This is a genomic window from Aeromonas lacus (assembly GCF_000764665.1).
GTDB lineage: Bacteria > Pseudomonadota > Gammaproteobacteria > Enterobacterales > Aeromonadaceae > Aeromonas > Aeromonas lacus.
Window position 1 is genome coordinate 116,432 of the sequence record NZ_JRGM01000135.1, and the last position, 13,792, is coordinate 130,223.

At 61.9% G+C, this 13,792-nt stretch carries 13 protein-coding genes; 11 read left to right on the forward strand and 2 right to left on the reverse strand.

Translation table 11 applies throughout. The features are described from left to right. The first annotated feature begins 68 nt into the window (after positions 1-68). From LG31_RS0111845 to yfiB, 8 genes are all read left to right on the forward strand, one after another. A complete protein-coding gene (locus LG31_RS0111845; RefSeq protein WP_033114668.1) occupies positions 69-1,475 on the forward strand; it encodes a YcjX family GTP-binding protein in 1,407 nt (468 codons plus the stop codon). A gap of 51 nt (positions 1,476-1,526) precedes the next feature. Next, positions 1,527-2,561, forward strand: a complete 1,035-nt coding sequence (locus tag LG31_RS0111850; protein WP_033114669.1) for a YcjF family protein — start codon at positions 1,527-1,529, stop codon at positions 2,559-2,561. Positions 2,562-2,954: 393 nt separating this feature from the next. Beyond that, a complete protein-coding gene (gene phhA / locus LG31_RS0111855; RefSeq protein ID WP_033114670.1) occupies positions 2,955-3,749 on the forward strand; it encodes a phenylalanine 4-monooxygenase in 795 nt (264 codons plus the stop codon). A gap of 53 nt (positions 3,750-3,802) precedes the next feature. Further along, positions 3,803-4,141 carry a 4a-hydroxytetrahydrobiopterin dehydratase gene (locus LG31_RS0111860; protein WP_033114671.1) on the forward strand — a complete coding sequence of 113 codons (339 nt, stop codon included), beginning with the start codon at positions 3,803-3,805 and terminating at the stop codon, positions 4,139-4,141. Between the two features lie 134 nt (positions 4,142-4,275). Beyond that, the gene (gene tyrR, locus LG31_RS0111865; protein WP_033114672.1) at positions 4,276-5,823 is read left to right on the forward strand and encodes a transcriptional regulator TyrR; all 1,548 of its coding nucleotides are present in this window, start codon (positions 4,276-4,278) and stop codon (positions 5,821-5,823) included. A 182-nt stretch (positions 5,824-6,005) separates the two neighbouring features. Beyond that, complete coding sequence (gene yfiR / locus LG31_RS0111870; RefSeq protein ID WP_033114673.1) at positions 6,006-6,566, forward strand: regulatory sequestration protein YfiR; 561 nt, start codon at positions 6,006-6,008, stop codon at positions 6,564-6,566. After that, on the forward strand, positions 6,563-7,804 hold the full coding sequence (gene dgcN, locus LG31_RS0111875) for a diguanylate cyclase DgcN/YfiN (protein WP_033114674.1): 1,242 nt from the start codon (positions 6,563-6,565) through the stop codon (positions 7,802-7,804). The genes yfiR and dgcN overlap by 4 nt, the downstream gene beginning before the upstream one ends. Positions 7,805-7,830: 26 nt before the next feature. Further along, positions 7,831-8,319, forward strand: coding sequence for an outer membrane lipoprotein YfiB (gene yfiB, locus LG31_RS0111880; protein ID WP_033114675.1), 489 nt, complete (start codon positions 7,831-7,833; stop codon positions 8,317-8,319). A gap of 79 nt (positions 8,320-8,398) precedes the next feature. Here the strand turns inward: yfiB and LG31_RS0111885 are convergent, their stop codons facing one another. Next, the gene (locus LG31_RS0111885) at positions 8,399-9,133 is read right to left on the reverse strand and encodes a TerC family protein (RefSeq protein WP_033114676.1); all 735 of its coding nucleotides are present in this window, start codon (positions 9,131-9,133) and stop codon (positions 8,399-8,401) included. Positions 9,134-9,241: 108 nt separating this feature from the next. Here LG31_RS0111885 and LG31_RS0111890 point away from each other — a divergent pair, with 108 nt between their 5' ends. The 3 genes from LG31_RS0111890 to LG31_RS0111900 all read left to right on the forward strand — a co-directional run bounded on the left by LG31_RS0111890 (position 9,242) and on the right by LG31_RS0111900 (position 12,497). Further along, on the forward strand, positions 9,242-10,357 hold the full coding sequence (locus LG31_RS0111890) for an ATP-NAD kinase family protein (RefSeq protein ID WP_033114677.1): 1,116 nt from the start codon (positions 9,242-9,244) through the stop codon (positions 10,355-10,357). A gap of 99 nt (positions 10,358-10,456) precedes the next feature. Next, complete coding sequence (locus LG31_RS0111895; protein WP_033114678.1) at positions 10,457-10,735, forward strand: YfcL family protein; 279 nt, start codon at positions 10,457-10,459, stop codon at positions 10,733-10,735. 97 nt (positions 10,736-10,832) lie between these two features. Continuing rightward, on the forward strand, positions 10,833-12,497 hold the full coding sequence (locus LG31_RS0111900) for an AMP-binding protein (protein ID WP_033114679.1): 1,665 nt from the start codon (positions 10,833-10,835) through the stop codon (positions 12,495-12,497). A gap of 109 nt (positions 12,498-12,606) precedes the next feature. On the opposite strand, the gene LG31_RS0111905 is transcribed toward LG31_RS0111900, so the two are convergent. After that, positions 12,607-13,770 carry a trans-sulfuration enzyme family protein gene (locus LG31_RS0111905; protein WP_005361156.1) on the reverse strand — a complete coding sequence of 388 codons (1,164 nt, stop codon included), beginning with the start codon at positions 13,768-13,770 and terminating at the stop codon, positions 12,607-12,609. Positions 13,771-13,792 lie beyond the last annotated feature (22 nt).

Genomic DNA, 13,792 nt, shown 5'->3' on the forward strand with positions numbered 1-13,792 from the left:
TAGCCAGTTTGCCTTGTCGCACGGCCAATCACGCCGGATGCAACCACCAAGGGAGAACGGGTCAAGCCTTGATACTCAATAAACTGGAACAGAAGTTGACTCGCCTGCAGAGCAAGGCGAGCGACGTGGTGAACCGGGTACGGGATCGCCATATCCGGCTGGCGGTGACCGGCCTCTCTCGCAGCGGCAAGACCGCCTTTATCACGGCGCTGGTCAACCAGCTGGAACATGCGGCCATCGATGGCCGCCTGCCCCTGTGGGATGCCCTGCGTCAGGGGCGCATCCTCGGTGCCCGCCGGGTGCCGCAGCAAAATGCTCACATCCCCACCTTTGCCTACGAGCGTGGCCTTGACTCCCTGTTTGGCGAGCCGCCAGCCTGGCCCGAGCCTACCCGCGGCGTGGCCGAGGTGCGCCTCGAAATTCGCTATCGTACCCGCCATCCGCTGCGCAAGCATCTGGGGGAGATCTCCACCCTCTATGTGGATCTGGTGGACTACCCCGGCGAGTGGCTGCTCGACTTGCCGCTCCTTGAGATGAGCTACGCGCAGTGGAGCGAACAGGTGCGCGAGCAGTTGCGTCGCCCCGAGCTGCAGGCGCTCGCCGCCAGCTGGTTGACCCCCGGGTGGCAGGCTGAGCAGCGCTTCGAAGAACGACCGGTGGCTGAACTTGCCGAGCGCTACACCGCCTATCTGCATGCCTGCAAACAGGAGTTGGGACTGCACCTGATCCAGCCCGGCCGCTTCGTCTTGCCGGGGGAGTATGCCGGTGCCCCCATGCTGCAGTTTGTCCCCTGGGTGTGGGAGATGCCCACCGGCGAGCCCGCCGATGGCACCCTCTACGCCACCCTCAAGCAGCGCTTCGAGCAGTACAAGCAGCATCTGGTGCAGGGTTTTTATGAGCAGCACTTTGCCGGCTTTGATCGCCAGATCGTGCTGGTGGACTGCCTGCAGCCCCTCAACGCCGGAGCCGCCAGCTTTGGCGACATGCAGCAGGCCATCGCCCGCATCATGGAGAGCTTTGCCTACGGCAAGAGCAACTGGTGGCGGCGGCTCTTCTCACCCCGTATCGACAAGCTGCTGTTTGTGGCGAGCAAGGCCGATCACGTCACCCCCGAACAGCACGCGCCCATGGTCTCTCTGCTCCAGCATCTGGTGCGTAGCGGCCGCGGCCAGGCCCGTTTTGAGGGGATCACCACCGAGTGTCTGGCGCTCGCCGCCATCAAGGCGACCGAGGTGGGCAAGGGGGTAGCTAATGGCCGCGAGTTTCCCGCTATCCGCGGCACCAGCCTGAGCGGTGAGCCGCTGTTGCTGTTCCCGGGGGAAGTGCCGCCCCATATTCCGCCCGCGCAGTGGTGGAACAATCAGGGCTTTGATTTTCAGGCGTTTCGCCCCATGCCCATGAGCCCCCATCAGGCGCTGCCCCATATCCGGCTCGATGCGGCGTTGGAGTTTCTGCTCGGGGATCACCTCGAATAACGGTGTGCGGCCCGGGGTTGTTTCCGTCGCCGCACTCAGGAGAAGAATGCGATGAACGATCAGATAAAAGAGCAGCCACCGTTGCAGGGCAAGGTGATCCTTGAGCCTGCCTTGACGGTGGCCAGTGACGAGCGCCCGCCCGCACCAGCCCAGCGGCTGGAGGAGGCGAGTTTCGAGCGCCTCGACGAGCTGGACGATTTCACCGAGGTGGAAAGCGCCCTCGTCATCAAACCGCGCCGCCGCCATCGGCTGCTTGCGTGGGGGCTGGGGGCGGTCGGTCTGCTCTCGTTGGGCCAGTATGGCGCCTTCCTTTACGATCAGTTTCTCACCACCCCGCTCTGGGGGAGCGCCTGGCTGGCGGCCTCGGCGCTGGTGGCGGCGGGTACCGCCAGCGTGGTGGGGCGCGAGTGGCTGCGGCTGCGCACCCTCAAGCGGCGCCAGGATGTGCGCTCGCGGGCAGAAGATCTGTTGGCCCATCAGGGCGTCGGGCAGGGGCAGGCATTCTGCGAAGGGTTGGCGGTCAAAAGTGGGGACAAGGGGCACGAGGGGTATCAGACCTGGCTGGCCCAACTCGACGAGAGCCACAGCGATCGGGAGGTACTGACCCTCTATAGCCAGCTGGTGCTCGGCGAGCGTGACAAGCTGGCGCAGGCGCGGGTGGCCAAATGGTCGGGGGAGGCCGCCGTGCTGGTGGCGCTCAGCCCGCTCGCTACCGTCGACATGATGCTGATGCTGTGGCGCAACCTGCGGATGATCGAGGACATCGCTGATGTCTACGCCATCGAGCTCGGCTACTGGAGCCGCATTCGCCTCATCCGTCAGGTGTTTCGCAACATGCTTTACGCCGGCGCTACCGAGCTGGTGACCGAGGTGGGGATGGATTTGCTGGGGGCCGAGCTTACCGCCAAACTCTCCGCCCGTGCCGCGCAAGGGGTGGGCGCCGGGCTGCTTACCGCTCGCCTTGGCCTGCGCACCATAGAGGCGTGCCGTCCGCTGCCCTGGTGTGCAGACGAGAAGCCGAAACTGGGCGAGCTGCGCAAGCGGCTGGTGGGTCAGCTGGCCGGTTATCTCAAGGGGACGAGCTAACCCCGGATCGAGGCTCGGGTGCTGGCGCATCCTGATGGGGGCCCGGTATGCCGAGGATCTATATTGTTTTACTGGTGAAACGCTCATTCACTTTTTTCGGCATTTATTGCAACAATCTGCACCGGGCGGATGGGCTATCACGGCATAAACCGGGCAACGGAGCTGCTCCGCTTTTATCCCGTCTCCTTAGGGATTGCGTGTACAACGGGGACCAAGGGCTTTGCCCGAGATGGATAAGGTTGCTCGCCACCACGCTTGAATGTCACATTTTATTTACATCTCTTGCCAGCAGCCGACCACCGGGTCGGCTGCTTTTTTTGTTGCCGGTTCGTTACAGTGATCCTGCGACCCAATGGCAAGGCGCCCCACCCGGCGCAGAGGATGGAACCGCTTATGGCAACCCTTTATACCGCTCATCAGCCGGATGCCCGGGGGATGATCCACTACTCGGCCGAAGAGCACGGCACCTGGCAGATCCTGATCGAACGCCAGCTGGCGGCGCTTGAGGGCAAGGCGTGTGACGAGTATCTGGCGGGCCTTGAAAGACTGACGTTGCCGCGGGAGCGCATCCCCCAGCTGGCGGAGCTCAACGAGGTATTGCTGGCGACCACCGGCTGGTCGGTGGCGGCAGTGCCGGCGCTCATCTCGTTTGATCGCTTCTTTGCCCTGCTGGCCAACCGCCAGTTCCCGGTCGCCACCTTTATCCGGCGACGGGACGAGCTCGATTACCTGCAAGAGCCCGATATCTTTCACGAGATCTTCGGCCACTGCGCCATGCTGACCAATCCCGCCTTTGCCCACTTCACTCACCTCTATGGCCAGCTTGGCCTGCAGGCGAGCAAGGAGGAGCGGGTCTTTCTGGCCCGTCTCTACTGGTTCACCGTGGAGTTTGGCCTCTTGGCCACGGCGGACGGGCTTCGTATCTACGGCGGCGGCATTCTCTCCTCCATCGGCGAGACGGCCTATGCCCTCTCCGGCAAGCCGCTGCAGCAACCGTTCGATCTGCTGGAAGTGCTGCGCACCCCCTATCGCATCGACATCATGCAGCCCACCTACTTTGTGCTGCCTGAGCTCGATGCCCTCTACCGGCTGGGGGCGGCGGAGATCATGAACGGGGTGGCGCAGGCGCGCCAGCTTGGCCTGCATACGCCGCGCTTTGAGCCGGTTGCAGGCAAGCAGGCGAGTTGAGTTATCCGTTATTTCACATCAGATATTGCACATTCAGAACAGAGGAGAGACCCATGTCCGAACTAGCCAGCCAGCAGTGTGAAGCGTGCCGCGCCGATGCCCCCAAGGTGAGCGATGAGGAGCTGCGCGAGCTGATGTCGCTTATCCCCGACTGGCAGCCGCTGGTGGTGGCGGGGGCGTTGCAGCTGCGGCGCGAATTCCCCTTTCGCAACTTCAAGGAGGCGCTGGCGTTTACCAACCGCTTGGGGGAGCTGGCAGAGGCGGAGTTCCACCATCCGGCCATTTTGACCGAGTGGGGCAAGGTAACGGTCAGCTGGTGGACTCACAAGATCGGTGGGCTGCACCGCAACGACTTCATCATGGCGGCGCGCACCGACCAGCTACTGAAATAAGCGGCAGCAACTGACTCGGGCCTGCCCGGCGAAAGCGGGGCAGGCCCGCATTTTTGTGGGCTAGCGCTCGCACTGGGGGGATCGAGTCTGTATTATCCGCTCATTCATAGAGTTAGCTAGGAAGTGTGTCCCGAATGCGTCTTGAAGTCAGCTGTGAAGACCGCCTGGGCCTGACCCGGGAACTGCTCGACCGCCTGGTGGAGCACAATATCGATCTGCGCGGCATCGAAATCGATACCTCAGGCATCATCTATCTCAACTTTCCCGAGCTGGAGTTCAGCGATTTTCAGCATCTGATGCCGGAGATCCGCCGCATTCCCGGCGTCTACGACGTCAAGACCATCCCCTACATGCCCTCCGAACGGGAGCACCACGAGATTGAGGCGCTGCTCAAAGCGCTGCCGGATCTTGTCTTCTCGCTCGATGCCAAGGGCAAGGTGACCCAGGCCAACCAGTCGGCCCTCACCACCCTAGGCTTGCCGGTGGAAGAGGTGCGCGGCGTGGCGCTGGGCTCGCTGGTCAAGGGCTTCTCCTTCAGCCGTTGGCTGGAGGCAAGCGACATTCGGCCGCAAACCTGCAAACTCAGTTTCAATGGCGAAGAGTATCTGGCGGATCTGCTGCCGCTCTTTGTCGATGAACAGAAGGGCAAGCAGGCGCTGGCGGGCGCCGTGGTGGTGCTCAAATCGGCCCGTCGGGTTGGCCTGCACTTCAGCGCGCTCCACGCGGTGGAGGCGGAGGGGTTCGAGCATCTGCAGGGCGAAAGCCCCAAGATGAAAGAGGTGCTGGCGCAAGCGCGCAAGCTGGCGATGCAGGACGCGCCGCTGCTCATCGTCGGCGAGACCGGTACCGGCAAGGAGCTGCTGGCCCGCGCTTGTCACGGTGCCAGCCTGCGCTCCAGCCACCCCTTCATGGCCCTCAACTGCGCCGCCATGCCGGATAATGTGGCCGAGAGCGAGCTGTTCGGCTATGCCCCCGGCGCTTTTGGCAACAATACCGAGGGCAAGCGCGGCGTGCTGGAGCTGGCGAGCGGTGGCACCCTGATGCTGGACGAGATTGGCGACATGTCGCCCCACCTGCAGACCAAGTTCTTGCGAGTGCTCCAAGATGGCGTGTTCCGCCGGGTCGGTGACGAGCAGGAGGTGAAGGTCAATGTGCGTTTTATCTGCACCACCCAGAAACAGCTGCTCGATCTGGTGAACGATGGCTCCTTCCGCGAGGATCTCTACTATCGCCTCAACGTGCTGAGTCTGGCGTTGCCGCCGCTGCGTGAGCGCAAGGCGGATGTCATGGTGCTGGCCCAGCAGTTTGTCTCGCGCTTTGCCAGCGAACTGCAGCGTCCGCGCCCGCGCTTTACCCGCAACATGGCCGACTATCTGACCGCTTATCGCTGGCCGGGCAACGTGCGCCAGCTGCGCAACTGCCTCTATCGTGCCATGACGCTGCTGGAGGGGGACGAGCTTGGCCCCGAGCAGATCGATCTGCCGGTAGCGGCCGATAGTGCGCCGCTTATCGACGAGTGGTTCGAGGGCAACCTCGACGATGCGGTGAAGCGCTTCGAGAGCCAGCTGCTGGCACGGCTCTATCCGGCGTTTCCCTCGACCCGCCAGCTTGCCAAACGACTGGGGGTGTCGCACACAGCCATCGCCAACAAATTGCGGGAGTACGGGATCAGCAAAAAGTGATACCCTGTACGTTGAGGTGAACAGAGAGCCCGTTGCAAAACGGGCTCTCTGTTTTTATTTACAGCTCTGTCAGCTGAGTCTCACGTCAAGGCTTGTCAGGCTGTTGTCCGGCCACTTACTATCTGAGTTTATGTACCCGAACCGCGCTGCTGCGGTGTTGTAGAGGCGCCTATCCCCTGATCATGTCGTCACACTTCTCATTCCGACTCGTCGTTGCGCTGCTGGTGCTGTTGCCCGGGTTGACTTTCTCCCGTGCCGCGCTTGCCGAAGCGCAGACCACTGCAGAGAGCCGGGCCAATTCGGTCAAGGAGCTGGTGCTCGATATTCTGAGCTACACCCGCTGGCCAAAGGAGCCGCCGGTGCTGCATCTGTGCATCGCCGCGCCCACTGAATATGCCGGTGTGCTCTCCACCATTACCCGGCAGGGCAATGGACGGCCAGTGCAGGTCAATCGCTATGAGGTGACGGATCCGGCCATTGCCGGTCAGTGCCATGTGCTCTATCTGGGCGTGATGGATGAGTCAACCCGGCTGGCACTCTTCTCCCGTTTGAAGGGGCATCCTGTTCTCAGCATCAGTGAACAAAACCCGGAGTGCAGCAGCAGTCCCGTCTTCTGTCTGCAGCCGGACAGCCACAACGGGCGGCTGCGTTTCACCGTGAATCTGGATGCGCTGGCGCTCAGCGGTGTGCGGGTGCACCCGGCCGTGCTCAAGCTGGCCATGGCTGATCGGGGTGTGCCATGACGCCATCGTCTGATCGCCATGAAGCGCGGCTGACCCTGCGACAGAGCCTGGGGCGCACCCATCTGGTGACCGCCTTTACCTCGGCCTGTGTGGCGGGGATCCTGCTGACCCTGACCGCCCTGCTGGTGATGCGTTTTTACGCCGACCACAATCTGGAGCTGGTAGCACGCGCCATCAGCTACACCACGGAAGCGGCTGTGGTGTTTCAGGACGAAGAGGCTGCGGGTGAGGCGCTGCGGGCCATCGCCGAGCGCGAAGAGGTGGCCGAGGCGCGCATCTATCTGCCCGATGGCACGTTGCTGACCAGCTGGTCGCGCACCATGAACACCCCGATCGCCGAGCTGGAGGGTTATCTTGCCCAGTTGATCCTGCCCGGGCCGGTGCGCGAGCCCATGTTGCGTGGCAGCGAAAAAATCGGTGAGGTCGAGCTGGTCGGTCATGGCGAGTCACTGCTGATCTTCCTGATTGCGGTGCTGCTGGTGATGCTGATCTGTCTGCTCTTGAGCGCCATGGGGGCGCTCTACGTGGCGGGGCGGATGCAGGTCTCCATCATAGGTCCCCTGCGCGAGCTGGCCCGGGTGGCACATTCGGTGCGCCGCCAGCGTACCCTGGGGATGAGGGCACCGCCCGCCGGTATTGTCGAGCTCAACGAGCTGGGGGATGACTTCAACTCCCTGCTGGACGAGTTGCAGGCGTGGCAAGCCCATCAGGCGCGGGAAAATGCCAGCCTGCTCCATCAGGCCACCCACGATGTGTTGACCGGACTGCCCAACAGGGTCTTGTTTGACGCTAGACTGGCGCAGGCCATCACCGAGGCTGAACAGGGTGAGGGGGACTTTGCGCTGCTTTACCTCGATTGCGATCGCTTCAAACAGATTAACGATACCCTGGGCCACAACGCCGGTGACGATGTGCTGATCACCCTGGCAAGGCGGGTGGAGCATCAGCTGCGGCCGCAGGATCTGGTGTGCCGTCTGGGGGGGGATGAGTTCGCCATCCTGCTGAGCCCTGTGCATCTGCAACAGGATGTGGAGGAGGTGATCAACCGCATTCAGCAGGCGATGAGTGAAACCGTGGTATTGCGGGATGGGCAGCAACTGGTGGCTGGGATCAGCATCGGTTATGCCATTCATCAATCCGGGGTCACTGCCAGCGAGCTGTGCGAGCTGGCAGACAAAGCCATGTATTTGGCAAAACGTGCGCGCCGCGAGGAGGTGGATGCCACCGAACCGGCGTGAATTGATGTCGTTAAGGAGACATAACAATGAAAATATCCCTCTCCCTCAAGACCTTGCTGCTGGGGTTGCTCTTCTCTCTACTGGCAGGTTGTCAGAGTGCCCCGAAGGGGCTCACCCCTGAACAGCTGGCGGTATTGAAGGAGCAAGGTTTTTATCTGACCGACGAGGGTTGGACGCTGGATCTGGCCAACCGGGTGTTGTTTGCCAACAACGTCGGGGAGCTCAATCCCCAAACTCGTCAGACCGTGGAAAAGCTGGGCAAGGTGTTGCTTGGGGTAGGCCTCGACAAGGCGCGGGTTGACGGTCATACCGACAACACCGGCGAGAGCAGCTACAACCAGCAGCTCTCCCTGAAGCGGGCCCAGTCGGTTGCGGATGTGCTCATCTCGGTCGGGATGAACCCTGCCAACCTGGAGGTCCGCGGTCGCGGCGAAACCGCGCCGGTGGCGGACAACAAGAGTGCTTCCGGACGGGCCGAAAACCGCCGGGTGGCCATCGTTATTGCCAACCAGTAAGCGACTGTCCTGCCAAGCGTGCCGTGTGCATAGCAAAAGAGCGCCCAAAGAGGCGCTCTTTTTGATCCGGCAGGCGAGCTTATGATTCGCTCTGCTCGTTGGCGTCGGTGTGTTTGCGCAGGCGAATGTTGATCATCTCCACCACCAGCGAGAAGGCCATGGCGAAGTAGATGTAACCCTTCGGAATGTGCAGATCCATCCCCTCCGCCATCAGGGCGAAACCGACCAGGGTGAGGAAGGAGAGGGCCAGCATCTTGATGGTGGGGTGGTTATCGACGAAATCGCCGATCGCCTTGGCGGCAAACATCATGATGAAGACGGCGATCATGATGGCCAGCACCATGACAGGGACGTGATCAGCCATGCCGACGGCGGTGATCACCGAATCCAGACTAAAGACGATGTCGAGAATGGCGATCTGGATCAGGGTGCTGATAAAACCGGAGGCAGCACCTGCCACCTTTTCCGGCTCGGCAGCCCCCTCAAGGGTGGCGTGGATTTCGTGGGCACTCTTGCCGATGAGGAACAGGCCCCCCAGCAGCAGGATGAGGTCGCGTCCGGAGATGGCCTCGCCCAGCACGGTAAAGAGCGGATCCGTGAGGCGCATGACCCAGGCCAGCGAGAGCAGCAGCAGGATACGGGTACCCATGGCGAGGGCCAGACCCAGAATGCGGGCGCGCTGGCGCTGCGCCTCGGGCAGACGGCCGACCAGAATGGAGATGAAAATGATGTTATCGATGCCCAGCACGATCTCGAGCAGGGTCAGGGTGGCGAGTGCGACCCAGGCAGAGGGATCAAGAACCCATTCCAGCATGATTGAACCTTGGTTGAAAAAAAGAAGCGGAACATTTTAGCAGGGGAGAACCGCTTGTCCCAGTGGGTCGAAAAGATAAAAATGGTCGCCATCACAAGGGAGGAGTGCATGTTTCGATTAGGGCTCATCATAAATCCGGTCGCCGGGATTGGCGGCGCAGTGGCGCTCAAGGGGAGTGACGGCGTGGTGGCCGAGGCGCTGGCTCGCGGCGCCGTGCCCAGAGCGCAGGAGCGTACCCGTCAGGCCCTGCTGCCGCTGTGTGAAGTGACTGCGCCGTTCGAGCTGCTGACGGTAGCTGGCGACATGGGGGAGCTGGTGGTGCGTGAACTGGGCTTGCCGCACCGCATCGTCTATCAGCCGGCCGGGGAGAGTACCTCTGCCGCCGATACTCGCCATGCGGCAGAGCGGATGCGCGACGCGGGTGTCGATCTGCTGCTGTTTGCCGGTGGCGATGGCACGGCGCGGGACATCTGTGCGGCGGTGGGGGACTCCTGCCATGTGCTGGGGATCCCGGCTGGCTGCAAGATCCACTCCGGCGTCTACGGGGTGACCCCCGCCGCCAGCGGGCGGGTGGCGGCGCGGATGATTGCAGGCGAATTGCTCAGTCTTATCGACGCCGAGGTGCGCGATATCGACGAAGAGGCGTTTCGCGCAGGCAAGGTGCGGGCTCGTCATTATGGCCAGCTGCTGGTGCCCGCCGATCTGCGTTACGTGCAGGCGGTCAAGCAGGGGGGACGGGAGTCCGAAGAGCTGGTGCTGGCGGATCTGGCGGCCGGTGTGGTCGAGCAGATGGAGTCCGATACCCTCTATCTGATGGGCTCTGGCAGCACGGTGGCAGCCTGCATGGCAGAGCTCGGTCTGGAAAATACGTTGCTCGGTGTGGATCTGGTGGAAAATGGCAGGCTTATCGGGCAGGATCTCAGCGCCGCCGAGATCCTGCCCCGGATCCGTGGCCGTCGCTGCCGGCTGATCATTACCCTGATTGGCGGACAGGGACATCTGTTCGGGCGCGGAAATCAGCAATTGAGTCCTGAGGTGATTCGGTGTGTCGGGCTGGAGAATATCCAGGTGCTGGCAACCAAGAGCAAGCTGGCTTCCCTGCAGGGGAGAGCACTCCTGGTCGATACCGATGAGCCGGCATTGAACCGGGCGTTGAGTGGTTATCTGCGAATAACCACGGGATACAAGGATCAGGTCATCTACCCGGTGGCCAGCCCGGAATAGGACGCCATGGAAGCCGCTGGCCTGGCGCCAGAGAGCTGCAATCAACCGGATTGCGGTTCCATACCCCCGAATTATTTGCCGCAAATGAGGCTGCGTTACATGACGATTCACGATTTTGAGCACAAGTTGTTGGGACTGATCGACGGCATGGTTGCTACCGCGAGCGAAGATGAGCTCTTTGCCGGTGGTTACCTGCGAGGCCATATTTCGCTGGCGGTCGCCCGTGCCGAGCTGGAGGGCAAGACTTTGGTGCGGGATGTCAAAAGCTATGTGTTGCGCAGCCTCAACGAGGCGATTTTGCAAGGCGAGCTCTCCGAGCAGGACGAGCAGCTGGTGCAAGCCATGTGGATGCGTTTGCAACAACAGGCAGAAGCTTGATCGGATACACATTTCAAACTGAAGTTTGAGTTTATTCTTCCCTGAAGTTAGTGAAAGGTTAATAATAAGTTTCGCCTTTTGTTTCAGGGATTAAACTATGGCTTCAGCCTCACGTATTGCCAAAAAACTGCCGCTTGAGATGCTCTATCACTGGGAGCGGCAGTGTCCTGATCGAACCTATCTGCGTCAAACCATCAACCGCGAATATGTCGATTTCACCTGGGGTGAAGTGGCTGATGAAGCGCGGCGCATGGTGACGGCCCTGCGTCATCTGGGGCTGGTTGCCGGCGACAAGGTGGCGCTGCTTTCCAAAAATTGCGCCCAGTGGTTTATCGCCGATCTGGCGATGCAGATGGGGCAGTACGTGAGCGTGCCCATCTACCCGACCGCCAACGTCGATACCATCGAATATGTGCTGCGCCACAGCGAGGCCAAAGCGATCTTCGTCGGCAAGCTGGATGACTGGAAGAGTCAGGAGGCGGGCGTGCCTGCCGATCTGCTGCGCATCGCCTTCCCCTATGACACCATGCCGGCCAGCTACCAGTGGGATGATCTGCTGGAAGCACACGAGCCGATCCCGGACAGCCCGGTGCAGGAGCCCGACTCCCTGCTGAGCCTGGTCTACACCTCCGGCAGTACCGGCAAGCCGAAAGGGGCCATGCTGACCGTCGAGCGTTATGCGTGGTCGTGCGAGAAGCTGGTGGAGACGGTGAACCTGACCCAGTCTGATCGCGGTTTCTCCTACCTGCCGCTGGCCCACATCACCGAGCGGGTCTACATCTACGGCGGCAGCCTGTTTGGCGGTGCCACCATCGCCTTTCCCGAATCCCTCGACACCTTTGTCGAGGACGTCAAGCGCTGCCGTCCTACCGTATTTATCTCGGTGCCGCGGCTGTGGGCCATGTTCCGCATCAAGATCCACGAGAAGCTGCCCCAGAAGAAACTCGAACTGCTGCTCAAGATCCCGCTGGTCTCCAGCCTTATCAAGAGCAAGCTGAAAAAGGGGCTGGGGCTGGATCAGGCGCGGGTGTTGGGCTGCGGTTCGGCGCCGGTCTCCCCTGCGCTGCTTGAGTGGTACCTGAGCATCGGTCTCCAGGTGACCGAAGCGTGGGGCATGACCGAGAACCACGCTTACTCCACCATCAACTACCCGTTCCGTGCCGACAAGATAGGTACCGTCGGCAAGGCGGGGCCCGGGGTGACCATCAAGATCTCCGACGAGGGAGAGATCCTTTGTCGCTGCGAGGGAATGATGGTGGGTTATTACAAGGATCCCGAGCACAGTGCCGAGGCCATTGATGCCGAGGGGTGGCTCCACACCGGCGATATGGGCAAGCTGGACAAGGAGGGTTATCTCACCATCACCGGCCGGATGAAGGATGTGTTCAAGACCGCCAAGGGCAAGTATGTGGCGCCGGTGCCCATCGAGGGGTTGCTGGGTCAGGAGCCCATCATCGAACAGCTCTGCGTGATTGGCTACGGCATGCCCCAGCCCATTGCGCTGGTGCAGCTGGCCGAGAGCGCCATGAAGGGTAATCGGGAGGAGGTCAACGCCAGACTGGAGGCTGCTCGGGTGCGGGTCAACGATCAGCTGGAATCTCATGCCAAAATTCGCGGCATTCTGGTAGTGAAGACTCCCTGGAATATCGAGAACGGCGTGCTGACTCCCACCATGAAGATCAAGCGTCACCTGCTGGAGCAAAAGTACGCCCAGGTCGGGGATCGCTGGCCCTCATCCCAAGTGGTGGTGTGGGAGGAGTAAATCCCATTTTTCCATAGCGCGACAAACAACAACGGCCCTTGATGGGCCGTTGTTGTGTTTGGGGCATTTCACTCGCCGCTGTTTTGTCGGCGAGTAAAAGCGCGCCCGGTTAGATCTGCGCCAGCGCGGCGGCCAGATCGGCGATCAGATCGTCGGCGTCTTCCACCCCGATGCTGAAGCGGATGAGGTCGTCGTTGACCCCGGCGGCGAGGCGGCTCGCCTCGTCCATGGCGGCGTGGGTGGTGCTGGCCGGATGGCAAGCGAGACTCTCGAGATCCCCCAGACTCACCGCCTGGACGAATAGCTGCAGGTTGTCGAGCAAGGTAGCGCAGCGCTCAAACCCGCCTTCCAGCTCAATGCTCACCATGCCGCCAAAGCCGCTGGCGAAGGCGCTGAGAGCATCGTGGCCCGGATGATTGGCAAGCCCCGGGTAGATCACCTTCTTCACCGCCGGATGGGCGGCCAGAAACTCGGCAACTTTCTGCGCATTGTGCAGGTGGGCATCCATCCGCAGCGGCAGGGTCTTGACCCCGCGCTGCAGCAGGTAGGCCTCCTGCGGGCCTATGGGGGAGCCGATATGTTTGAGGGCCACAGTGCGGATCGACTTCATCAGGGCGTGAGAGCCCGCCACCACCCCGGCGATGATGTCGCCGTGGCCGCCCAGATATTTGGTGCCGCTGTGCATCACTACATCGACCCCGAGCTCCAGCGGGCGCAGCAGGTAGGGGGTAAGGAAGGTGTTGTCACACACCGTGATGGCGCCCACCTTGCGGGCCGCTTCCACCACCAGTCGCGGATCCACCACCTTGAGGGTGGGGTTGGTCAGGGTTTCGAACAGTACCACCTTGGTGGCGGGGCGGATGTTGGCCAGCAGATCCCGATCGCTCTCGTAGGCGGTGACCTTGATACCGGCGCGGCTAAAGGTCTGTTTGAGAAACGCATCGGTACCGCCGTAGAGCGGGCCGATATAGGCCACCTCATCGCCGCTGTCGGCCAGGGCATACATGATGGCGCTCACCGCCGCCATGCCGCTCGCCACCACCAGCGCTTCGTCAGCCCCTTCCAGCGCCGCCAGTTTCTGCTCCAGCTCGGCGGTGGTGGGGTTGCCAAAGCGGCTATAGATAAAGCCGGGGGCCTGACCTGCAAAGCGCTCCTTGCCCGCCTGGGCGTTGAAGTAGCTGAAGGTGCTGCTCTGGTAGAGCGGGGTGGTGAGGGCGCCGGTCTGGGGGTCGATCCGCTGGCCGCTGTGTACGCTCATGGTCTTGAATTTCATCGTGTTGCTCCGTGATGGCCAG